The organism is Dermacoccus barathri, from assembly GCF_015070805.1.
Taxonomy (GTDB): domain Bacteria; phylum Actinomycetota; class Actinomycetes; order Actinomycetales; family Dermatophilaceae; genus Dermacoccus; species Dermacoccus abyssi.
Genome location: NZ_JADCTK010000002.1, coordinates 377,147 through 400,073 on the forward strand (window position 1 = coordinate 377,147; position 22,927 = coordinate 400,073).

Below are 22,927 nucleotides of genomic sequence, written 5' to 3' on the forward strand. Positions count from 1 at the left end.
CGTCCGCCGGGCAGAGGCGATTCCCAGCCGGCGGGGAGCGGGCATCCTGTCGGCAGGCTTAGGATTGGGGCATGCCGGTTTCTCTTGGGATGCCCTCGGCCCCCGCACCTGTCCTCGCGCCCCGCCGCAAGACCCGCAAGATCAAGGTCGGCAAGGTCGACGTCGGTGGTGACGCACCCATCTCCGTGCAGTCGATGACGACGACGCCGACGACGGACATCAACGCCACGCTCCAGCAGATCGCCGAGCTCACGGCGTCTGGTTGCGACATCGTGCGCGTGGCCTGCCCGAGCCAGGACGACGCGGAGGCGCTGCCCGCTATCGCGCGCAAGGCGCAGATCCCCGTCATCGCCGACATTCACTTCCAGCCCAAGTACGTCTACGCCGCCATCGAGGCGGGCTGTGCAGGCGTGCGCGTCAACCCGGGCAACATCCGCAAGTTCGACGACCAGGTCAAGCAGATCGCCAAGGAGGCGAAGGACGCGGGTGTCTCCATCCGCATCGGCGTCAACGCCGGCTCGCTCGACAAGCGTCTGCTCGAGAAGTACGGCAAGCCGACCGCCGAGGCGCTCGTCGAGTCGGCCGTCTGGGAGGCGAGCCTCTTCGAGGAGCACGACTTCCACGACTTCAAGATCTCGGTCAAGCACAACGACCCCGTCGTCATGGTGCGCGCCTACGAGATGCTCGCTGAGCGCGGCGACTGGCCGCTCCACCTCGGCGTCACCGAGGCCGGCCCCGCCTTCCAGGGCACGATCAAGTCCGCCACCGCATTCGGCGCCCTGCTCTCGCGCGGCATCGGTGACACGATCCGCGTCAGCCTGTCGGCCCCGCCGGTCGAAGAGGTCAAGGTCGGCAACCAGATCCTGCAGTCGCTCAACCTCAAGCCGCGCAAGCTCGAGATCGTGAGCTGCCCCAGCTGTGGCCGTGCGCAGGTCGACGTCTACACGCTCGCGGAGCAGGTGACTAAGGGCCTCGAAGGCATGGAGGTGCCGCTGCGCGTCGCCGTCATGGGCTGCGTCGTCAACGGTCCGGGCGAGGCCCGTGAGGCCGACCTCGGCGTCGCCTCCGGTAACGGCAAGGGCCAGATCTTCGTCAAGGGTGAGGTCATCAAGACGGTGCCCGAGTCGCAGATCGTCGAAACCCTCATCGAAGAGGCCATGCGCATCGCCGAGGAGATGGGCGAGGACGCCGAGGGCGGCGCGCCCTCGGTCTCCGTCAGCTGACGCCCCTCATGCTGCGCACCTCCGGCGTTCGGACGCTCAGTGCGGCCGACGTCGACGACGCCCGTGCGCTGTGCGACCTCGACCGCGTCCACAACGTCTTCGTCGCCGCACGTCTCGACGAAGGCCTGCTCGGCGCCGGGGGAGTGGCCTTCGGTCTCGGCGGCTCGCCGTTGCGCTCGATGGTGTGGGCTTCGGCCAACGTCGTGCCGGTGAACCTCGCGTCCGAGGACGTCGCCCGGTACGCGAGTCGCCTTCGGCGCGGCAAGCGGCGCTTTGCCTCGCTCTTCGGTCCGGCCGACCAGACGCTTGCCCTGTGGAACCACCTGCGTGGCTCCTTCGGTGAGCCCATGTCCTACCGACCCGAGCAACCTCTCATGTTGGCGTCGCGCTCGGCGCGAGAGAAGACCGGGGTCACTCCCGACCGGCGCGTCCGCCCGGCACGGCGTGACGACCTCGACGCTCTCGTTCCCGCTGCCGCTGCGATGTTCACCGAGGAGATCGGGTATCGCCCGTACGTCGGCAGCGACGCGGTGTACCGCGCCGGCATCGCGCGTCTCGTCGAGCAGGGGCGCACCTACGTCGTCACCGAAGGTGACGAGATCGTGTTCAAGGCCGATGTCGGCTCGCTCGCGTCGGGCGTGGCGCAGATCCAGGGCGTCTGGGTGGCGCCGAGCCATCGAGGGCGCGGTCTCGCCGCACCGTGCATGGCCGCCGTCGCCGACCTCGTCGAGCAGGCTCATGCGGATACCGTGAGTCTCTACGTCAACGACTACAACCTCCCGGCGCTGCGTGCCTACCTCACGGCGGGCTTCGAGCGCGTGGGCACTTTCGCCACCGTCATCCTCTAGGAGATCGTCATGGAATTGCGAGCGAACATCACTCACCTCACGCCGGTGGCGCGGGGCCTTGTCGGCGCGTACGTCGTCTCCGGCGTCATCCACCTCGTCAAGCCTCAGGTGTTCGAGGGCATCGTGCCGAAGCAACTGCCGCGACGTCGTGAGCTCGTCTATGTCAGTGGTGTCGCCGAACTGGCCTGTGCAGCAGGGATGCTCACGCCGCGCACCCGTGAGGTTGCAGGCGCCGCGTCGGCTGCTCTGCTCGTGGCGGTGTTCCCCGCCAACGTCGAGATGGTGCGTCAGGCGCACTCGCGCATCACGCGCCGTGGCAGCACGCCGCAGCGTCAGGTGCAGCGCGCCCTGAGCGTGGCACGTCTTCCGCTGCAGTGGCCGCTCATCCGCTCGAGCGTCGCGATTGCTCGGGGCGGCCGCGGCTAGAGAGAGCCGCTCCTAGGGCTGCGACGTTCAGCCCCGCGGGTGACGCAGCAGCGTTGCCTCCACGCCGTCGGGCGCTTCACCACGGACGGCGCGGGCAGGCGGTCGATCGCCGCGGATCGAGGCCACCATGTCCAGCACCCTTCGCGTCGCACGCACGTCGTGAGCACGAAAGACAGTCACACCGAGCCACGCCGCGACGGCGGTGGCCCCGAGCGACCCCTCGAGCCGCTCGTCGGCCGGGAGGTCGAGGCTCTCCCCGACGAAGTCTTTGCGTGAGATGGCCTGCATGACCGGCAGGCCGAGCGCGACGACGTCGGCGCTGTGGCATAGCACCGTGAGGGAGTGGCGGGTCGTCTTGCCGAAGTCGAGCGTCGGGTCGAGCAGGATGCGTTCGTCCGGCACACCCGCAGCGCGCACTCGGTCCGCCTCCACGGCGAGGCCTCGCACGACGTCATTCACGACGTCGAGCTCGTCGTCGCCGTAGGTGATGGCGACGGGGTCGGTGCGCGGGGGCAGCCCGCCCGTATGACTGCACACGATGCCTGCCCCGATTCGGGCCGCGACGGTGGCGAGCTCACCGTCGTGCCCGGCCCACGTGTCGTTGACGAGGTCGATCTGCGCGTCGGCGCAGGCGAGGACGACCTCGGAGCGCCACGTGTCGAGCGACAGCACCACGTCGGGATGACGCCGCCGGGCCTCGAGGAGGAAGGGCAGAACCCGGTCCGTTTCCTCCTCCGCACTCACCCACGCACCCTCGCCGCCTGCCCGTACTCCGCCGACGTCGATGATGTCCGCGCCCTCGGAGACCGCAGTCTCGAGCGCCGTCAGGGCGTCGTCGAGATCAGAGTGTCGGTTGCCGGCGTAGAAGGAGTCGGGGGTGCGGTTGACGATCGCCATGACGGCCGGGTGTCGCGCGTCGAAGCGTCGACCCCGCAGGACGAGGGGAGCCGGGGACGCGAGTCGGTCGTGCGGATTGTTGGGCACGCGGCGACTCTACTGGGGCGATGCGGGCGAGCGTGCTGTTCAGACCGAAGGGCGCGCACCGCCAGTAGGCGGTGCGCGCCCTCCTCGCGCGTCGGGGACGGCGTCAGTTGAAGGCGTTGAAGACGCCGCCGAGGCCGCCGGACTGGTTGCCGCTCGGGGCGATGCTGGACGCCCACGCGGCGAATGCCGACGGGTTACGCGACTGCAGGTAGACGCGGCCGGGGCCGACGAAGTCGAACACCAGACCCTCACCGGACTTCATCGACTGGATCGACTTGCCCTCGACGGCGCGGCGGGTGCGGAACTGCATGTTGAGGTCGTACGCCACGACGTGCCCGGTGTCGATGACGACCTGCTCGCCGGGCTGCAGGTCAACGATGTCGATGGCGCCGTAGACGGACAGCAGGACGAGACCCTCGCCGCTGGCCTGCAGACCGAAGCCGCCCTCACCACCGAAAAGGTTGCCCATGCCGCCGAACTTCGAGGAGATATCCGTGCCGTAGCTGTTCGCCATCCAGTTACCGCGAGCCACGAAGAACGGGCGGTCGGGGCGCATCTCGATCGGCAGGATGTCGCCGGGCAAAACGCCGGCAACGTCGACCCAACCCCCGTTCTGGGGCGCCGTGTAGGTGGTGGTGAAGAATGACTCACCGGCGAGCACGGAGCGCTTCAGGCCCTGCATGACGCCGCCCGCTGCCTTGCTCGAGATCTGCACGCCGGGGGAGTGCGCCATCATCGCGCCGGACTCGACCTGGACGGGCTCTCCGGGCGCGAGGAACATGCGGGCCACGGCGAACGAGGGGTTGTGGCGAAGGTTGATCTGCATACCGCCATCATGGCAGCGGAGGCGGTGAGTTTCGGGGGTTCTGGCCGACTATCATTGGCCGGTATGACGATTGCCCCGTAGGTGGGCTCGTCACCCGAGATCGAGGAGAGCCAACGTGGCACAGCGCATGTCCAACCTGTTCCTGCGAACGCTTCGCGAGAACCCTTCGGACGCCGAGCTGCCGGGTCACCAGTTGCTCGTGCGCGCGGGCTATGTGCGTCGCGCCGCCCCCGGCATCTACACCTGGCTGCCGCTGGGCCTCAAGGTGCTGCGCAAGGTGGAGGCCATCGTCCGCGAGGAGATGGAGGCCATCGGTGGTCAGGAACTGAGCTTCCCCGCCCTCCTGCCGCGTGAGCCCTACGAGACCACGGGTCGTTGGGAGGAGTACGGCCCGAACCTGTTCCGCCTCGCCGATCGCAAGGGCGTCGACATGCTGCTCGGCCCCACGCACGAGGAGATGTTCACGGTCACGGTCAAGGACATGTTCTCGAGCTACAAGGAACTGCCCACGATCCTGTTCCAGATCCAGACGAAGTACCGCGACGAGGCGCGTCCCCGCGCCGGTCTGCTGCGCGGACGCGAGTTCATCATGAAGGACTCCTACTCGTTCGACCACACGCCCGAGGGCCTCGAGGAGAACTACCTCAAGCACCGCGGTGCGTACGTCAAGATCTTCGACCGCCTCGGCTTCGAGTACGTCGCCGTCCACGCCGACTCCGGCGCCATGGGCGGCAGCGCCTCGGAGGAGTTCCTCGCCGTCAGCCCGCACGGTGAGGACACCTTCGTGCGCAGCCCCGGGGGATTCGCCGCCAACGTCGAGGCCGTCGTCGTGCCGCAGGCCGAGCCCATCGAGGTGACCGCCGGCGCCGCGCATGTCGAGGACACACCTGACACCCCGACGATCGACACGCTCGTCGCGGCCCTCAACGCGAACCATCCGCGCACGGACGGCCGTGAGTGGGCCGCCGCCGACACGCTCAAGAACGTCCTCGTCATGCTCGTCCACCCCGACGGCACGCGTGAACCCCTGGCCATCGGTGTGCCCGGTGACCGCGAGGTCGACGCCAAGCGTCTCGAGGCGCAGGTGTCGCCGGCCGACGTCGAGGCCTTCGATGAGAAGGACTTCGCCACCTTCCCGATGCTGGCCAAGGGCTACATCGGCCCGGGCGTCCTGGGGGAGTCGAACAGCAGCGGCATCCGCTACCTGCTCGACCCGAGCATCGCCGAGGGCTCGGCGTGGGTGACCGGCGCGGACGAAGCCGGCAAGCACGTCATCGACCTCGTGCACGGCCGTGACTTCACCGCTGACGGCACGATCCAGGCCGCGCAGATCAAGGAAGGCGACCCGGCGCCCGACGGTTCCGGGCCGCTCACGCTCGCACGCGGTATCGAGATGGGGCACATCTTCCAGCTCGGCACGAAGTACGCCGAGGCCCTCGGTCTCAAGGTGCTCGACGAGAACGGCAAGCTCGTCACGGTGACGATGGGCTCCTACGGCATCGGCGTCTCGCGCGCGGTGGCCGCCATCGCCGAGAGCAACCTCGACGAGCTCGGCCTCATCTGGCCGCGCCACATCGCACCGTTCGACGTGCACGTCGTCGCCACGGGCAAGGACGCCTCCGTCTACGAGCAGGCCGAGAAGGTCGTAGCCGACCTCGAGGCACAGGGTCTCGACGTGCTCTACGACGACCGCCCGAAGGTGAGCCCCGGCGTGAAGTTCAAGGACGCCGAGCTCATCGGCGTGCCGACGATCGTCGTGCTCGGCCGCGGCCTGGCCGACGGCGTCGTCGAGGTGAAGGACCGCCGCAGCGGCGACAAGCGTGACGTCCCCCTTGCAGAGCTGACGCAGGCCGTCGTCACGGACGTGCGCGGCTGATCCGCGCTCTCCTTCTCGCCCACGAGGGCCCCGGCGCCGATGTCGGGGCCCTCGTGCGTGTGTAGACCCGGCCGCGTCGCGCGTGAGACCGAGTTGCCGCAGCCGAGTGGCTGCACGACGATGTCGTGGTGAACGACCCGGAGCTGATGACCCTCGTCCTGCTCGGCCTGGCTGCTGCCTGCGCCGGCTGGATCGACGCCGTCGTCGGCGGTGGCGGGCTCGTGCAGTTGCCCGCTCTCATGGTCGCGTTTCCGCACGCTGCCCCGGCACAGTTGCTCGCGACGAACAAGCTGGGCTCGATCTGCGGCACGTCGGTGAGTTCCGCGACGTATCTGCGCCGAGTCAAACCTGACCTGCGCACAGCCCTACCGCTGGCGGGCTTCGCGTTTGTCGGTTCGGTGGCAGGCGCCGCCGTCGCGAGCCATATCCCGCGCTCGGCCTTCAACCCGATCATCCTCGTCGTGCTCGTCTGCGTGGGTGCCTACACCCTCCTCAAGCCGTCCATGGGACAGCTCGAGAACCTGCGTCACGCCGGAACGCGCCGTCACTACGGCACGGCTGCGGCCATCGGGCTCGGCGTCGGTTTCTACGACGGCGCTCTCGGCCCCGGCACGGGCAGCTTCTTCGTCTTCGCCCTCGTGAGCCTGCTCGGATACCGCTTCCTCGAGGCGTCGGCCAAGGCGAAGCTCGCGAACTTCGCCACCAACCTGGCATCCCTCGTCGTTTTCATCCCCGCCGGAGCGGTGATGTGGAAGGTCGGGCTCGTGCTCGGGCTGGCCAACCTCGCCGGCGGCTACATCGGCGCGCGCACGGCCGTGTCGAAGGGTGCCGGGTTCGTCCGCGTCGTCTTCGTGCTCGTCGTGGGCGCGTTCGTGGTCAAGATCGGCTACGACACAGCGCACCAGTTCGGGCTCGTCTGACGGCTCAGCTCGCCGGTTTCGCGTCGCAGCCCATGAGACCCATCGTCCTGACTGTCTTGCGGTAGGAGTCGGCGTTCGAGGTCGGGCTCGCCAGTTCCACGTGTCGCGTCGTCTGGTTCTGGTAGGTCGGCTGGAACGTCATCGACTGTTTCCACTTGCCGGCTGCGTCCGCTCGAAGGTCACGGCGGCGAACGCTCCGTCGGCCGTTCCTGGCTTGATCGCCGCGATCTGCCCGCTGAAGAAGTTGCCGAGCGAGTAGGTCACATAGCGACCGTTCACCTTGTCGCAGGGTTGCACGACGTGCGGGTGGTTGCCGATGATCCAGTCGACCTGGCCGGAGCGCATCAGCTCCGCCGTCACCTGCTTCTGCTGAGCGTTAACCCCTTCGTACTCATAACCCCAGTGCATGGAGACGAGCACGAGGTCCGCGCCCTGGGCGCGCGCTGCGGCGGCATCCTTGACGACGCCCTTGGACGTGCGTGTGAACCACATGGCGTCCTTCAACCACGGCGCTTCCTTCGGCACGCTCCACTGGTCGCCGACAGCGTTGATGAGGCTGTAGCTGTACGACAGCTGCGCGACCTTCAGACCGTTGGCCTCGTAGAACACGGGCTGGCCCTTCTCGCCTGCCTTCGTCCCGGGGCCGGAGGCTTTGAGGTCGTTGGCCGCGAGGACTTCGCGCGTCTCCTCCATGCCCTGCTGGCCCCGGTCCCACGTGTGGTTGTTGGCCGTGCTGCACCCGTCGAAGCCCATCGATCGCGTCGCTGTAGCGAACTCGCGTGGCGCGTTGAAGCTGTACTCGACCGAAAGATCCGTGTTCGTGCGCGACAGCGGATTCTCCATCTGACAGATGGAGATCGTCGGGGCCTCGACCGTCGGTTTGAGGGCTGCGAAGAAGGGGGCGAAGGCGTAGCCCCGCCCGCCCGCGGCCGCTCGCGCCTGCGCGACGGTGCTCGCATGGGCGATGAGGTCACCGGAGGCACCGATGGTGATCGTGGCGGGTTTGCCGGTGACCGGTTTCGGCGCGGGGATCGAGGAAGTGCCCGAATTGGAGGGAGCCTGCGAGTTCGGTGTGGTGCTCGACTCGGAGGAGGAGTGACTGCTCGCCGAGGTGGCCGACGGCGACGATGCCGACGAGCCCGAGGCGCATCCCGCGGCGAGAACGAGCGCGGCCGTGAGGACGGCGGCGGTGGCGTGGGCGCGGGGCTGCATGGGACGCATCGTAGGTCGTGGCGAACGACCCATCAGGCGGAGAGTCCGGGAAGTGGACGTAGCGGTTCGCCCAGCTGCTCGGCCACCGCAGCCGCCCCGGACCAGACCGAGAGCAACCCCGCAGCTTCGTGTGCGCTCTTCGTGGAGGACGAGACCTTGGCAGCGCCCGACACGACTCCCAACGCGGCCTTCCGGGCCACGTCGTGAGCCTGCGCGTGGGTGGAGTACGTACGCCAGGGCGCGCGTTTGCCGGCGGCCTGCGCGGGCATGCCGGCTTGGGTGAGTGAGCGCGCAGCATAGGCCCACTCGAGCTGCGCGGTGATCTCCTCGCGCGCGGAGAGCTTGGTGCGAGCCGCCGACCACTCGAGGGCGTCGATGACTGCTTCGACGGACGCGAGGAGAATGCCGTCGGTTCGGGGCATGGCGATGGTCGAGGGCCACCGGACGGTGATGTCGGCGGGTCGTAACGACGCGAGACTCGCGGCAGCGATCGCCAGGGCGACCGGCCGTGAGTTCCTGCTGACGCGCTGCAGGACGACTGCTGCCTGTGCTCCGGCCCAGACGCTCTCGGCCTTCGTCCACGACGTCGTTTCGCCGGTGGGCGAGGCCGAGGGGGATGCCGACGGCGGGACCTGCTCGGGCGTGGATCTCGGCGTGCTCGCGGGGGTCGACGAACTCGAGCTCGTCGGCGGAGCACTCGGTGTGCCGGTTGCGGTCACCGACGGAAGCGTCGTGGCACCCAGGCCCTTCAGCGTCGCGTCGAGACGGTCGAGTTGGGCGTTATGCAACTTCTGCGCAGTTCCGGCCTGGGCATGGTGTACGGTCTCGCGCTCCGCGGCCGTCATCGCTTCGACGAGCCAGGCGCGAACCTGCTCGAGCGGTTTCGTGTCAGGCGCGGGCTCCGCCTTGGGGCCGGGAACGGGGGCGTCACTCTCGAGCCGGAGCCCGCACCCGGCGAGCGGTGCGACGAGCGCGGCTGCGACGAAGGTGCGACGGGCGAGCGCGTGAGGGGGACGAGCAGACGGCATGCGCTCATCGTCCCACGGACGACGGGGGAGCGTTCACAGTGTGGACCGCTCGGTAGTCATTAGTTGCAGTTGGGTGATGCAAAAGTAAAGGTTATGAGGCCGATGCGAGGAGTAGTGATGACGGCGACGACCCAGGCCCGCCCGAAGGGCCGTGCACGCAAGCCCGAAGGCCAGTGGGCCCTCGGGGAACGTGACCCCCTCAACCCGAACGAGGTCTTCAAGCAGGCCGACGCTCCGCTCAACGTTCGCCGCCGCATCCTCGAGGAATACGCGGCCGGTGGGTTCGACACGATCGAGGGCACCGACCTGCGTGGCCGCTTCCGCTGGATGGGTCTGTACACGCAGCGTCGCCCGGGTATCGACGGCGGCAAGACGGCAACGCTGCCGCCCGAGGAACTCGACGACGAGTTCTTCATGATGCGCGTGCGCATCGACGGCGGTCAGCTCACCACCGAACAGCTGCGCGTCCTCGCCGGTATCTCCACCGATTTCGCCCGCGACAGCGCCGACATCACGGACCGGCACAACATCCAGTACCACTGGATCGACGTCAAGGACGTGCCGCAGATCTGGGAGCGCCTCGAAGCCGTCGGCCTCGACACGATGGAAGCGTGCGGAGACTGCACCCGCACGGCCCTCGGTTCGCCCGTGGCCGGCGTGCACCCCGACGAGGTGCTCGATGCCACCCCAGCGCTCGAGTACATCAAGAAGCACTACGTCGGCGACCCCGAGCTGGCCAACCTTCCGCGCAAGTTCAAGACGGCGATCGCATGGCTGCCCGACATGGCGCCCGAGATCAACGACATCAGCTTCGTCGGCTCGATCCATCCCGAGCACGGACCGGGCTTCGACCTGCAGATCGGCGGTGGCCTGTCGACCAAGCCGTTCTTTGCCCTGCGCCTCGGTGCCTGGGTGCCCCTCGACGAGGTGCCCGAGGTGTGGCTCGCCGTCGTCAAGCTCTTTCGTGACTACGGCTTCCGACGCCTGCGCAACCGCGCGCGCCTCAAGTACCTCGTCGAGGAATGGGGCGCCGAGCGCACCCGGCAGGTGCTCGAGGAGGAGTTCCTCGGTCGAAAGCTCGTCGACGGGCCGCCAGCGCCCACGCCGAAGCACACGATCGATCACATCGGTGTGCACCGCCAGAAGGACGGCGACAACTTCGTCGGCTTCGCCTCCGTCGCCGGTCGCACGAGCGGTACGGCGCTCGCGGCCGTCGCAGACGCCGTGGAAGCTGCGGGATCGGCCAGGGTGCGACTCACGCCCTATCAGAAGCTCGTCGTGCTCGACGTGGCCGACGAGAACGTCGAGGCACTCGTCGACACGATGCGACCGCTGGGCTTCGAGGCCCGCCCGTCACACTGGCGTCGCGCCACGATGGCGTGCACCGGCATCGAGTTCTGCAAGCTCGCCATCGTCGAGACGAAGAAGCGCGCGGCCGACCTCGTCGAGGAACTGGAGACGCGTCTGGCACACCTCAACGAGGTCTTGGAACACCCCATCGCGATCCACCTCAACGGTTGCCCCAACTCGTGCGCCCGCATCCAGGTGGCCGACATCGGCCTCAAGGGACAGATCGTCACGGACGAGAACGGCGAACAGGTGCCCGGCTACCAGGTGCACCTCGGAGGCGGTCTCGGGGAGGACCTCGTCGTCGGGCGCAAGCTGCGCGCGCACAAGGTGGTCGCCACCGAGCTGGGCGACTACGTCGAACGCGTCGTCACCCGGTTCGTCGAACAGCGTGAGGTGAGCGAGACCTTCGGCGACTGGGCTCGTCGCGCGGACGAGGAGGCTCTGCGATGAGCGCCGTCCGTGACGCAGAGACCCTGCGATCCGTGGCGGAGGCTGCTCGCCGCGATCTCGACGGAGCTCCGACGATCCGCGTGCTCGACTGGGCGCGCGAGGAGTTCGGTGACAAGTTTGCCGTCGCGAGTTCGATGCAGGACGCCGTTCTGCCGCACCTGGCGTCACGTGTCATGCCGGGTGTGGACGTGCTCTTCCTCGACACGGGCTACCACTTCGCCGAGACCATCGCGACGCGTGACCGGGTCGCGCAGGAGTACGACATCACCCTGCGCAACCTCACGCCGACCCAGAGCGTGGCCGAACAGGACGCGAGCCACGGCAAGGACCTGTTCTCCCGTGACCCGGACCTGTGCTGCACTCTGCGCAAGACGCACCCGCTCGACGATGCACTCGACGGGTACGAGGCGTGGGCGACGGGGGTGCGGCGCAGCGAGGCCGTGACACGCCGGGACACCCCGGTGGTCAGCTTCGACGAGCGCCGCGAACGGATCAAGGTGGCTCCCATCGTCGCGTGGAGCGACACCGACGTCGAGGAGTACATCGAGGCGTACGGCGTCATCAGTAACCCCCTGCTCACCCAGGGCTACCCCTCGATCGGGTGCGCCACGTGCACCCGCCGGGTCGCACCCGGAGAGGATGCTCGCGCCGGCCGCTGGGCGGGCCAGGACAAGACCGAATGCGGGATCAACCTGTGAGCGGCGCAACGGTGTGGCTGACCGGGCTCTCCGGTGCCGGCAAGTCGACGATCGCCCACGAGCTCGTGGAGGCCCTGCGCGCCCGGGGCGAGCGGGTCGAACTCCTCGACGGCGACGAACTGCGCGAATCCCTGAGCAAGGGACTCGGCTTCTCGCGCGAGGACCGCACCACGCACGTCACGCGGGTCGGCTTCCTCGCCGACATGCTGGCACGCAACGGAGTCTGGGCCGTCGTGCCTGTCATCGCCCCGTATGCGGACGCCCGCGAGCAGAACCGAGCACGCCACGAGGCGAGCGGTGCCCGTTATGTCGAAGTCCACGTCGCAACCTCGCTCGAGGAGTGCGCACGACGCGATGTCAAGGGCCTCTACGCCAAGGCCCGCGCTGGCGAAATCCCTGCGATGACCGGGGTCGACGACCCCTACGAGATTCCCGAGGACCCTGATCTTTGCCTCGAGACCGAGGGCCGCAGCGTGCGTGATTCAGCGGCTGAAGTGCTCGCCCTCCTTCTGTCCGGCGAGTCGGAAAGGACCCTGTCATGACCGTGCTCGAGCACACCCCGACGAACCCCGCCGAAGCCTCGACGCTCCGCGCTCTCGAGGCGGAGGCCATCGAGATCATCCGTGAAGTCGTCGCCGAGTTCGACCGTCCTGCACTGCTGTTCAGCGGTGGCAAGGACTCGGCCGTGTTGCTCCACGTGGCGCTCAAGGCGCTCGCGCCGGCGCCGCTGCCCATCACGCTGCTCCACGTCGACACGGGACACAACCTGCCCGAGGTGATCGCCTTCCGTGACGAGGTCGTCGCTCGCCACGGCCTGCGGCTGCACGTCGCGGCCGTGGAGGACTGGATCGCCGACGGACGCCTCACCGAGCGTCCGGACGGCACGCGCAACCCGCTGCAGACGGTGCCGCTCGTCGACACGATCGCCGAGCAGAAGTTCGACGCGCTCCTCGGTGGCGCACGTCGTGACGAGGATCGGGCACGCGCCAAGGAACGCATCTTCTCCGTGCGCAACGCGCTCGGCGGATGGGATCCGCGCAATCAGCGACCCGAGCTGTGGAACGTCTACAACGGGCGGCACGCGCCGGGGGAGAACACGCGCGTCTTCCCGCTGAGCAACTGGACCGAGCTCGACATCTGGCGCTACATCGAGGCCGAGAACGTCGCGCTCCCGCCGATCTACTTCGCCCACGATCGCGAGGTTTTCGAACGCGACGGCATGTGGCTCACGTCGGGCCCGTGGTTCGGTCCGCGCCCTGACGAGAAGGTCGTGACCAAGAGCGTCCGCTACCGCACTGTGGGTGACGGATCGTGCACCGGCGCAGTCGAATCCAGTGCCCGAACCACCGCCGAGATCATCGCCGAAGTGGCCGCCAGCCACCTCACCGAACGGGGCGCCACACGCGCCGACGACCGCCTCTCCGAGGCCGCGATGGAAGACCGCAAGCGAGAGGGGTACTTCTGATGACAACGACCCACATGACGCCCACGGGGCGACTGGTGACGGGCCCCGAGGCTGCGGTGCCATCACAGCCGGATGACGCCAGCGGTGCCACGGCGGCTCCGGAACAACTGCGCCTCGTCGTCGCGGGCAGCGTCGACGACGGCAAGTCCACCCTCGTCGGGCGTCTGCTGCACGACACGAAGAACATCCTGGCCGACACGTTCGACTCCATGGTCGCGGCGAGCACGTCGCGCGGAGCCGACACCGTCGACCTCGCACTGCTGACCGACGGTCTGCGTGCGGAGCGGGAGCAAGGCATCACGATCGACGTGGCGTACCGCTACTTCTCGACCCCGCAGCGCACCTTCGTCCTGGCTGACACCCCGGGCCACGTCCAGTACACCCGCAACATGGTGACGGGCGCGTCGACGGCGGACGCGGCGGTGATTCTCGTCGACGTGCGGCACGGCGTCTCGGCGCAGACGCGCCGGCATGCGGCTCTCATGGCGTTGCTGCGCGTGCCGCACGTCGTGTTCGCGCTCAACAAGATGGATGCCGTGGACTGGTCCGAGGAGCGCTTCGACGAGGTTGCCCGCGACACCCGTGACCTCGTCGAGAAGGTCGGCTTGGCGGGCGACGTCGCCGTCGTCCCGCTGTCGGCACTCACGGGAGAGGGCGTCGTCGCGCCGGCCCCTGCCTGGTACGAGGGCGAGCCTCTGCTCGCGCTGCTGGAGAACCTTCCGGTGGCTCGCGACCTGCGGGTCGAGAACTTCCGGATGCCGGTGCAGCTCGTCATCCGCCCGCGAACGAGTGACCACCCCGACTACCGGGGGATGGCCGGACGCATCACGTCCGGCGTCGTGCGTCTCGGAGACGTCGTGCGTGCCTCAACCCTCGGTCTGGGATCACGGGTGATCGGCATCGACACACCCACGGGCTCGGCGCAGGAGGCGGGCGCCGGCGAATCCGTGACGATCCGCCTGGCCGACGAACTCGACGTCGCCCGCGGTGACGTCCTCGTCGTCGAGTCCGAGGCGGATGCACCCGACGTGACGAGCGAGCTGAAGGGTGTTGTGGCGTGGCTCGCCGAAGGTTCGACCACGCCGCGCCAGCGTGTTCTCGTCAAGGCGGGAACGAAGGTGGTGCGAGCCGTCCTCACCGATGTCACGCATCACTGGGACGTCGAGGACAGCACGTGGCACCCGGCCGGCGGGGCGCATTCGTTGGGCCTCAACGACATCGGCCAGGTCGTGCTCCACCTCGCGGAGCCGGTGGCTGTCGACGCCTACTCCCGTCACCGCGGCACGGGTGCCTTCCTCGTCATCGATCCTGCGAGCGGGGCCACGATCGGTGGCGGCATGGTCGGGGCCGACCTCGGCCTCGGGGCACAGGTCGCCGGTGAGGAGCCGGAGGAAGAGTCCGAAGAGGATTGGCTGGCCGGCTGACATGACCACCCTCGATCGTCCCTCGCGACGTGCCGTTCTCGCGGCAGCGGTGGGGGCGCCCTTCGCCCTGCCCGCGCTCACCGCGTGCGGTGCAGCGGAGGCGTCCCCGCACAGGCTTCGCCTCGGCTACTTCGCCAATGTGACGCACGGTGTGGCTGTGGCCGGCATGGCTCGGGGCACGTTCGCCGAGCGTCTGCCCGGTGTGCGTCTCGAGCCACAGATCTTCCCGAGCGGCCCCTCGGCCGTTCAGGCGATGCTCGCCGGCGCACTGGACGTCGCGTACCTCGGACCCAACCCGGCGATCACCGCGTGGGTGCGGACGAAAGGTCAGGGCGTGCGGCTCGTGGCGGGTGGTGCTTCCGGGGGCGCCGCACTCGTGGCACGCAAGGGCATCGAGAGCGTCGAAGAACTGCGCGGCCGTCGGGTCTCGACGCCGCAGCTCGGCGGCACTCAGGACGTTGCGCTCAAGACGCTGCTGCGGGAGAAGGGCATCGCGACCGGTTCCGGCAAGGACGCGGTCGAGGTGCTGTGGATGGCGAACAGCCAGACTCTCGACCAGTTCAAGCAGAACCGTCTCGACGCGTCCTACCAGGCCGAACCGTGGGTGTCGCGACTCGTCGAGGAGGCGGGGGCGCACGTCCTCGTCGACGAGCGCACCAGGTGGCCGGGCGGGCGCTTCGCCACGACGTGCGTCGTCGTGTCCGAGGACTACCGCCGCCGCTGCCCCGAGCAGGTGGAGGCGCTGCTCGGCGCGCATGTCGACACGGTGCGGTGGATCCGGGCGCACCGCGACGAGGCGGCCACCCTGCTCAACTCCGAGATCGAGCGAATCGCTGGCAAGAAGCTCAAGCCCACCGTGATCGATCGCGCCATGTCGAGTGTCGAGTTCGGCTGGGATCCGATGCTCACCAACATCGCCGAGGTGGCCGAGCACACCTGGGCCACAGGCGGTATCGAGGTGAAACCGAATCTGCACGGCATCGCGGATCTCGCGCCGCTCAACCGAGCGCTCGCCGCACGCGGTCTTGAGCGCGCCGCCGACGGCGGTTACGGCGCACGAGGAAAGGCCTGACATGACCGACACCCGACCCGACCTTCGCCGGTCCGCGCCGAGGAGCCCGGAAGAGCGCGACGTGCGCCCGGCCGTCTCACTGCGCGCGCTGCGCAAGGTCTTCGGCCACGGCGAGGATGCCGTCGAAGCCATCGGTGGCATCGACCTCGACGTCGCGCCGGGTGAGTTCGTCTCGGTCCTCGGAGCCTCCGGCTGTGGCAAGTCGACACTCCTGTCGATTGTTGCGGGACTTGAACCCGCTACATCCGGCGTCGTGGAGGTCGACGGACCGCAGCCCGCGCTCATGTTCCAGGAGAGCGCGCTGTTCCCGTGGCTCACGGCCCGCGAGAACGTCGAGGCCCCGATGCGCTTCGGGGGAGTGGCGGCTCCCGAGCGCCGCGAACGGGCCGAAGAGCTGCTCGAGACGGTGCGCCTCGCCGGTGCGGGCGGCCGTCGCGTGCACGAGCTGTCCGGCGGTCAGCGCCAGCGCGTCGCGATGGCGAGAGCGCTGGCCCAGAACGCACGGGTGCTGCTCATGGACGAACCGTTCGCCGCCCTAGACGCCATGACCCGTGACCTCCTGCACGGCGAGCTCACCGAGGTGTGGCAGCGCGAGCAGATGGCAGTCGTCTTCGTCACCCACAACGTGCGTGAGGCCGTGCGCCTCGGCCAGCGCGTCGTCCTGCTCTCCTCGCGCCCCGGTCGCGTGGCGCGGACGTGGGACGTCGAGCTGCCACACCCGCGCATCATCGAGGACTCGGGCGTGGGTGACCTCTCCCGTGAGATCACCGCCCGACTGCGAGAGGAGATCAGCCGCCATGCCCACGCCTGATTCGAGCCGTAGCTACGCGGAGGACCCGTTCGAGGTCGATGCGCACCGACACCGTTCCGTCGTGCGCGCCACGCCGGCGATCAGCGACGCCGACGTGACCTCGGGCCTCGACCGTCTTGAGGGCCAGGCGCGACCCAAGCGTCGCCGCGTCGACCTCACGTCCGTCCTCGCGCCGCTCGGCGCGCTGGCCCTCGTCGCCCTCGGGTGGCAGTGCCTCGTCTGGTTGCAGGTGAAGCCGACGTGGGCCCTGCCGCCGCTGGGCGACATTGCTGCCGCGCTGTGGCGCTCGCTCACCTCGGGCGACGCGCTCTCGGCGATCTGGGTGAGCCTTCGCCGCGGGGTGATCGGGTTCCTCGTCGCCGTCGTGTTGGGCAGCGCGCTTGGCCTGCTCGTGGGGCGTCACCGGTTGGCGCGCAAGGCCTTCCGGCCCCTGCTGGCCGCCATCCAGTCCCTGCCGTCGGTGGCGTGGGTGCCATTCGCGGTCATGATGTTCTACCTCACGGACACGACGATCTACGCCGTCATCCTGCTGTCCGCGGTGCCGTCGATCGCGATGGGCCTCATCGGCGGCCTTGACCAAGTGCCACCGCTGCTCGAACGGGCCGGCCGGACGCTCGGTGCGTCGCGCACGCAGCTGGTACGTCACGTCCTGCTTCCCGCCGCGATGCCGACCTACCTCGCCGGTATCAAGCAGGGGTGGGCCTTCGCGTGGCGTTCCCTCATGGCCGCCGAACTCATCGTCTCCTCGCCCGAACTGGGCTTCGGTCTCGGCTCGATGCTCAGCCAGGGACAGGCGAACTCCGACATGCCGACGGTCGTCGCCGCGATCGCTCTCGTCCTTGCTGTCGGTCTGGCCGTGGAACTGCTGCTCTTCAGCCCGATCGAGCGCAGCTTGCTGCGTCGTCGCGGCCTCACTGCCGGCGGGCTGTGACCTCAGGCAGAGCCGACCCACCCCAAAGGCACGTGTCCCGTGGGGGTCAGGTTCGGTAAGGTGGACGCGCGCGGGCCGAGTGCTCGCGCATTTCGCACCCTCGCTCGGGTGCGTGACGACAACTCCAGGAGGTCCGGTGGCAGGCGCGGAACGAACGATCATCGAAACCCTCGCACCCAAGCTCGAACCCCTGGGAATACTCGTCGAGGACGTCACCGTCGTGCCCGCGGGCAAGCGTCGCCTCGTGCGCATCCTCCTCGACCGCGTCGTGGCGATGGACACGGCCACGACGGAGCCGGTTGCTCCCGTCACGCTCGACGAGGTCGCCGACGCCACCCGCGTCGTCAGCGACGAGCTCGACGCCACGAACGTCATGGGCGAGCAGCCCTACGTTCTGGAGGTCAGCTCCCCGGGCACCGACCGCCCGCTCACCGAACCCCGCCACTTCGCCCGCAACGTCGGGCGACTCGTGGCGATCACCCTCGACGACGGCTCGAAGATCGCCGGACGCCTCACGTCCGCCGATACCACCGAGATCGTCGTCACCCCCGAGCAGGGCGGCAAGAAGGCCGGCGGCCACGCCTCGGCCGAGCCGACCCGACTCGAGTACCCAACGATCACCAGTGCCAAGGTGCAGGTGGAATTCACGCACGGTGGCGACACCGACGGCGTGGGAGAGGACGTCTGATGGACATCGACATGGCAGCACTGCGCGCCCTGGAGCGGGAGCGCGAGATCCCCATGGACGTCATCGTCCCGGCGATCGAGCAGGCCCTCCTGCTCGCGTACCAGAAGGAGGAGGGCGCCTACCGCCGCTCCCGCGTCGAGCTCGACCGCAAGAGCGGACACGTCGTCGTCTGGGCGCGCGAGGACGGGCAGAAGCAAGAGGACGGCACCTGGAGCGAGCCGGGCCCCGAGTTCGACGACACCCCGAAGAACTTCGGTCGCGTCGCCGCGAGCACGGCGCGCCAGGTCATCGTGCAGCGCATGCGCGACGTCGAGGACGAGGCCATCCTCGGTGACTTCGTCGGCAAGGAAGGCGACATCGTCGCCGGCACGATCCAGCAGAGCAACGACTCGCGGTTCGTCAAGGTCGACTTCGGCACGATCGAAGGCATCCTCCCGGCCGCCGAGCAGGTGCCGGGTGAGGTCTACCGCCACGGCGAGCGCATTCGCTGCTATGTCGTCTCCGTGCGACGCGGTCCGAAGGGCCCGCAGATCTCCCTCTCGCGTACCCACCCGAACCTCGTGCGCAAGCTCTTCGCGATGGAGGTGCCCGAGATCGCCGACGGCACCGTCGAGATCGCGGCGCTCGCCCGCGAGGCCGGACACCGCACGAAGATCGCCGTGCACGCGACGCAGCCCGGCGTCAACGCCAAGGGCTCCTGCATCGGCCCCATGGGTCAGCGCGTGCGCGCCGTCATGTCGGAGCTGCAGGGCGAGAAGATCGACATCGTCGACTTCTCCCGCCAGCCCGAGGAGTTCATCGCGGCTGCACTCTCGCCGTCGCGCGTGGAGTCCGTGGAGGTGACGGACCCGAAGGCGCGCGCTGCGCGCGTCATCGTGCCCGACTTTCAGCTCAGCCTCGCGATCGGCAAGGAGGGCCAGAACGCCCGCCTCGCGGCCAAGCTGACCGGCTGGCGCATCGACATCCGTCCGGACACTGCCGTGGGCGCTCCGGCGGCTGCCGACGAGCGCTGATCCGGGCCGGAAATCCCCCGTGTGCGAGTGCACCCGGGGGATTTCGCGTTTTCCTGCCCCGGGGGCGAACAGGTAGGCTAGGGGGCGAACGGTGACAGACAGAAGGTTGGTGACGTGATCAACGTGACCGACACGGATGTCGAGCTCTCCCGAAAGTCCGAACCGCAGCGCACCTGCATCGGATGCCGGGGCAAGGGCGGCCGTTCCGTTTTGCTGCGCATCGTGTGCGATGAGAATGCCGTCCTGGTACTCGACTCGCTCAAGGCGATGCCGGGCAGGGGAGCGTGGCTCCACGCCGACGAGACGTGCCTTTCCCAGGCCACGACCCGCCGCGCTTGGGGAAGGGCACTTCGCCTGCGATCGGCGGTTTCCACCGACGCGCTGGCGGAACAGGTGGAACGGGAGATCCGTTCCACGTCGTACGACGACGAAAACACCGGAAGGACCCGCAGGGGGACTTCCACGACAGTGACCGAAAGCGGGTTTGACGCTATGAGCACCCGATGAGTTCTCAGCGATGAGCACCCTCAACTGACGGTCTGCCGGGCTCGAAGCCTTGGCGGTCCGTCGAAAACCGACAGGAGAAACGTGGCCAAGGTTCGAGTCCACGAGCTCGCCAAAGAGCTCGGAGTCGAAAGCAAGGAACTCCTTGCGCATCTCAAGGCGCAAGGCGAGTTCGTGAAGTCCGCAAGTTCCACGATCGAGGCGCCCGTGGTGCGCAAGATCAAGGAGAACCCGCCGAAGCCGACGAAGGCAGGCGGCGAGTCCGCGGACGACAAGTCCAGCGCGCCCGCGAAGAAGGCAACGCCGTCCGCGGCGAAGCCGGGCGCCCCCAAGCCGGGCCCGAAGGCACCGGCATCCAAGCCTGCGCCGAAGGCCGGGACCCCGGCTCCCGCGCCGTCGCCGGAGCCCAAGCGCGAGGCCCAGGCTCCCAAGCCCGCCGAGGCGAAGCCCGCGACGCCGAAGTCGGAGGCTGCAACGCCGGCGCCGGCACCCAAGGCTCCCGCTGCGAAGCCCGGCCCTGCAGCGCCGAAGCCGGCTCCGGCCGCGCCTGCTCGCAACGAGCGTCCCGGTGCCGGACGTCCCGGACCGCGCCCCGGCGCTCCGCGTCCGGGTAACAACCCGTTCAGCTCGAGCCAGGGCATGGGCCGCAGCGAGCGTCCGCAGGGCGATCGTCGTGGCGGCGGCCGTGAAGGCGGCTCCCCGCGTCCGGGCAACAACCCGTTCGCGCCCAGCCAGGGCATGCCGCGTCCCGGCAACCGTGGTCAGGGTCAGGGCGGTCCGCGTCCGGCCGGTGCGGGCGGTCCCCGTCCCGCTGGTGCGGGCGGTCCGCGTCCGGCCGGTGCAGGTGGCCCCCGTCCCGCGGGTGGCTCCGGCGCACCGCGCCCGAACCCGGGCATGATGCCGTCGCAGGCTGCCGTTCCGCGTCCGGGCGAGCGCCCGGCCCGCGGTGGTGGCGCAGGTCGCCCCGGTGGCGGCGGTCGTCCCGGCGGCTTCGCCGGTCGTCCCGGCGGTGGCGGTCGTGGCCCCGGTAGTCGCGGCGGCACCCAGGGCGCCTTCGGTCGCGGCGGCAGCAAGGTCCGCGGTCGTAAGTCGAAGCGCGCGAAGCGTCAAGAGTTCGAGCAGATGCAGGCTCCGTCGATCGGCGGTGTCAGCGTCCCGCGCGGCAACGGTTCGACCGTCATCCAGGTGCGCCGCGGTGCGTCCCTGACGGACTTCGCCGACAAGATCGACGCGAACCCGGCGAGCCTCGTCACCGTGCTGTTCCACCTCGGTGAGATGGCCACGGCGACGCAGTCGCTCGACGAGGACACGTTCCAGCTGCTCGGTGCCGAGCTCGGCTACGACATCCGTGTCGTCTCGCCGGAGGACGAGGAGAAGGAACTCTTCTCCCAGTTCAACATCGACCTCGAGGCCGAGGCCGAGGGCGAGGACGACGAGATGCTCGAGCAGCGTCCCCCGGTCGTCACCGTCATGGGTCACGTCGACCACGGTAAGACGCGCCTGCTCGACGCCATCCGCAACGCGGACGTCGGCAAGGGCGAGGCCGGTGGCATCACGCAGCACATCGGTGCCTACCAGGTCCACAAGGAGCACGAGGGCGTCGACCGTCCCATCACCTTCATCGACACCCCCGGTCACGAGGCGTTCACCGCCATGCGTGCCCGTGGTGCGAAGGTCACGGACATCGCCATCCTCGTGGTCGCGGCCGACGACGGCGTCATGCCGCAGACGATCGAGGCGCTCAACCACGCCCAGGCGGCCGACGTGCCGATCGTCGTGGCGGTCAACAAGATCGACGCCGACGGCGCGAACCCGGCCAAGGTGCGTCAGCAGCTGACCGAGTACAACCTCATCGCCGAGGAGTACGGCGGTGAGACGATGTTCGTCGACGTGTCGGCCAAGCAGGGGCAGAACATCGACAGCCTCCTCGAGGCCGTCCTGCTCACCGCCGACGCCGCGCTCGACCTGCGCGCCAACCCGGACAAGGACGCCCGCGGTGTCGCGATCGAGGCCAACCTCGACCGTGGTCGCGGTGCCGTCGCAACGGTTCTCGTGCAGTCCGGTACGTTGCGCGTCGGTGACGCCATCGTCACCGGCCAGGCCTACGGACGCGTTCGCGCCATGCTCGACGAGCACGGCGAGAACGTTCAGGAAGCCGGCCCGAGCCGTCCCGTGCTCGTCACGGGTCTGGCCTCCGTGCCGCGCGCCGGTGACACGTTCATCGTGGCCCCGGACGACCGCACGGCCCGTCAGATCGCCGAGAAGCGTGAAGCGGCAGACCGTCAGGCCTCGCTCGCCAAGGCTCGCAAGCGCATCAGCCTCGAGGACCTCAACGAGCAGCTCGCTGCAGGCAAGGTCGAAACCCTCAACCTCATCCTCAAGGGTGACGTGTCGGGTTCGGTCGAAGCCCTCGAGGACGCGCTCCTGCAGATCGACGTCGGCGACGACGTGGACCTGCGGATCATCGACCGTGGTGTCGGCGCGATCACGATGAACAACATCAACCTCGCAGTCGCCTCCAACGCCATCATCGTCGGATTCAACGTTCGCGCCGAAGGCCAGAACGCCGAATACGCCGAGAAGGAAGGCGTCGAGATCCGCTACTACTCGGTCATCTACCAGGCGATCGACGAGATCGAGCAGGCCCTCAAGGGCATGCTCAAGCCGGAGTACGAGGAGCACGAGCTCGGTTCCGCCGAGATCCGCGAGATCTTCCGCTCGTCCAAGTTCGGCAACATCGCCGGATCCATGGTGCGCAGCGGTGAGATCAAGCGCGGCTCCAAGGCACGCATCACGCGTGACGGCGTCGTCATCACCGAAAGCCTCGAGATCGCCGGTCTGCGTCGCTTCAAGGACGACGTCACCGAGGTCCGCGAAGGCTTCGAGTGCGGTATCAACCTGGGCTCGCACAACGACGTCCAGGTCGGTGACCTCATCACGACGTACGAAATGCGGGAGAAGCCGAGGGATTAGTCCTTCCCTTGGGCCGTCTTCCGGTCTGAGTGCGTTCCCTTGGGCCGTCTTCCGGTCTGAATCCCTCGCAAGCTCGGGATTCAGCCTCGGTGCGACAGCCCTTCGGGCCGCATCACAAGCGAAAGCCCTCACGACCCCTCGCAAGCTCGGGGTTCGTGGGGGCTTTCGCTTGTTCTGCGGAGTCCGCTTCCAGCGTGGTTCGGGC

22 protein-coding genes are annotated in these 22,927 nt (G+C 68.8%); 17 read left to right on the forward strand and 5 right to left on the reverse strand.

Annotated features, from left to right (window positions below):
- The first annotated feature begins 71 nt into the window (after positions 1-71).
- Genes ispG through IM689_RS04830 form a run of 3 tightly spaced genes read left to right on the forward strand, consistent with a single transcriptional unit; the run spans position 72 to position 2,497 of the window.
- Entirely contained in the window at positions 72-1,223 is a 1,152-nt protein-coding gene (gene ispG / locus IM689_RS04820; protein ID WP_047312006.1) for a flavodoxin-dependent (E)-4-hydroxy-3-methylbut-2-enyl-diphosphate synthase, read from the forward strand.
- 8 nt (positions 1,224-1,231) lie between these two features.
- Positions 1,232-2,071, forward strand: coding sequence for a GNAT family N-acetyltransferase (locus IM689_RS04825; RefSeq protein WP_193643107.1), 840 nt, complete (start codon positions 1,232-1,234; stop codon positions 2,069-2,071).
- 9 nt (positions 2,072-2,080) lie between these two features.
- Positions 2,081-2,497: a DoxX family protein gene (locus IM689_RS04830; protein ID WP_193643108.1), complete on the forward strand. Its 417-nt coding sequence runs from the start codon at positions 2,081-2,083 to the stop codon at positions 2,495-2,497.
- Positions 2,498-2,524: 27 nt separating this feature from the next.
- On the opposite strand, the gene folP is transcribed toward IM689_RS04830, so the two are convergent.
- Positions 2,525-3,481, reverse strand: a complete 957-nt coding sequence (folP, locus tag IM689_RS04835; protein ID WP_319803802.1) for a dihydropteroate synthase — start codon at positions 3,479-3,481, stop codon at positions 2,525-2,527.
- Positions 3,482-3,584: 103 nt separating this feature from the next.
- Positions 3,585-4,307 (reverse strand): TIGR00266 family protein, encoded by a 723-nt coding sequence (locus tag IM689_RS04840; RefSeq protein WP_193643109.1) that lies wholly within the window; start codon positions 4,305-4,307, stop codon positions 3,585-3,587.
- Between the two features lie 115 nt (positions 4,308-4,422).
- Between IM689_RS04840 and IM689_RS04845 the strand changes: the two genes are divergently transcribed.
- Complete coding sequence (locus IM689_RS04845) at positions 4,423-6,183, forward strand: proline--tRNA ligase (RefSeq protein WP_193643110.1); 1,761 nt, start codon at positions 4,423-4,425, stop codon at positions 6,181-6,183.
- A gap of 128 nt (positions 6,184-6,311) precedes the next feature.
- Positions 6,312-7,103, forward strand: a complete 792-nt coding sequence (locus tag IM689_RS04850; RefSeq protein ID WP_319803803.1) for a TSUP family transporter — start codon at positions 6,312-6,314, stop codon at positions 7,101-7,103.
- Between the two features lie 4 nt (positions 7,104-7,107).
- On the opposite strand, the gene IM689_RS04855 is transcribed toward IM689_RS04850, so the two are convergent.
- The 3 genes from IM689_RS04855 to IM689_RS04865 are packed head-to-tail and all read right to left on the reverse strand — an operon-like array spanning position 7,108 to position 9,343.
- Positions 7,108-7,245 (reverse strand): hypothetical protein, encoded by a 138-nt coding sequence (locus IM689_RS04855; RefSeq protein ID WP_193643111.1) that lies wholly within the window; start codon positions 7,243-7,245, stop codon positions 7,108-7,110.
- Positions 7,242-8,315 carry a CapA family protein gene (locus IM689_RS04860; RefSeq protein WP_193643112.1) on the reverse strand — a complete coding sequence of 358 codons (1,074 nt, stop codon included), beginning with the start codon at positions 8,313-8,315 and terminating at the stop codon, positions 7,242-7,244. The genes IM689_RS04855 and IM689_RS04860 overlap by 4 nt, the downstream gene beginning before the upstream one ends.
- Before the next feature lie 32 nt (positions 8,316-8,347).
- The gene (locus tag IM689_RS04865; RefSeq protein WP_193643113.1) at positions 8,348-9,343 is read right to left on the reverse strand and encodes a hypothetical protein; all 996 of its coding nucleotides are present in this window, start codon (positions 9,341-9,343) and stop codon (positions 8,348-8,350) included.
- Between the two features lie 117 nt (positions 9,344-9,460).
- Here IM689_RS04865 and IM689_RS04870 point away from each other — a divergent pair, with 117 nt between their 5' ends.
- The 12 genes from IM689_RS04870 to infB all read left to right on the forward strand — a co-directional run bounded on the left by IM689_RS04870 (position 9,461) and on the right by infB (position 22,722).
- Positions 9,461-11,143, forward strand: coding sequence for a nitrite/sulfite reductase (locus IM689_RS04870; RefSeq protein ID WP_193643114.1), 1,683 nt, complete (start codon positions 9,461-9,463; stop codon positions 11,141-11,143).
- Entirely contained in the window at positions 11,140-11,841 is a 702-nt protein-coding gene (locus IM689_RS04875) for a phosphoadenylyl-sulfate reductase (RefSeq protein ID WP_129665260.1), read from the forward strand. The genes IM689_RS04870 and IM689_RS04875 overlap by 4 nt, the downstream gene beginning before the upstream one ends.
- A complete protein-coding gene (cysC, locus tag IM689_RS04880) occupies positions 11,838-12,383 on the forward strand; it encodes an adenylyl-sulfate kinase (protein WP_319803804.1) in 546 nt (181 codons plus the stop codon). The genes IM689_RS04875 and cysC overlap by 4 nt, the downstream gene beginning before the upstream one ends.
- Positions 12,380-13,306, forward strand: coding sequence for a sulfate adenylyltransferase subunit CysD (cysD, locus tag IM689_RS04885; RefSeq protein WP_193643116.1), 927 nt, complete (start codon positions 12,380-12,382; stop codon positions 13,304-13,306). Before cysC ends, cysD begins: the two co-directional genes overlap by 4 nt.
- Entirely contained in the window at positions 13,306-14,730 is a 1,425-nt protein-coding gene (locus IM689_RS04890) for a sulfate adenylyltransferase subunit 1 (RefSeq protein ID WP_227484463.1), read from the forward strand. The genes cysD and IM689_RS04890 overlap by 1 nt, the downstream gene beginning before the upstream one ends.
- Position 14,731: 1 nt before the next feature.
- Positions 14,732-15,802: an ABC transporter substrate-binding protein gene (locus IM689_RS04895; protein WP_193643117.1), complete on the forward strand. Its 1,071-nt coding sequence runs from the start codon at positions 14,732-14,734 to the stop codon at positions 15,800-15,802.
- Position 15,803: 1 nt separating this feature from the next.
- The gene (locus IM689_RS04900) at positions 15,804-16,613 is read left to right on the forward strand and encodes an ABC transporter ATP-binding protein (protein ID WP_193643118.1); all 810 of its coding nucleotides are present in this window, start codon (positions 15,804-15,806) and stop codon (positions 16,611-16,613) included.
- Complete coding sequence (locus tag IM689_RS04905; protein ID WP_193643119.1) at positions 16,600-17,544, forward strand: ABC transporter permease; 945 nt, start codon at positions 16,600-16,602, stop codon at positions 17,542-17,544. Before IM689_RS04900 ends, IM689_RS04905 begins: the two co-directional genes overlap by 14 nt.
- A gap of 136 nt (positions 17,545-17,680) precedes the next feature.
- Positions 17,681-18,232, forward strand: coding sequence for a ribosome maturation factor RimP (locus IM689_RS14870; protein WP_193643120.1), 552 nt, complete (start codon positions 17,681-17,683; stop codon positions 18,230-18,232).
- Positions 18,232-19,245 (forward strand): transcription termination factor NusA, encoded by a 1,014-nt coding sequence (gene nusA, locus IM689_RS04915; protein ID WP_047312020.1) that lies wholly within the window; start codon positions 18,232-18,234, stop codon positions 19,243-19,245. Before IM689_RS14870 ends, nusA begins: the two co-directional genes overlap by 1 nt.
- A gap of 114 nt (positions 19,246-19,359) precedes the next feature.
- Complete coding sequence (locus tag IM689_RS04920) at positions 19,360-19,752, forward strand: YlxR family protein (RefSeq protein WP_319803805.1); 393 nt, start codon at positions 19,360-19,362, stop codon at positions 19,750-19,752.
- An 81-nt stretch (positions 19,753-19,833) separates the two neighbouring features.
- A complete protein-coding gene (infB, locus tag IM689_RS04925; protein ID WP_193643121.1) occupies positions 19,834-22,722 on the forward strand; it encodes a translation initiation factor IF-2 in 2,889 nt (962 codons plus the stop codon).
- The last annotated feature ends 205 nt before the right edge of the window (positions 22,723-22,927 follow it).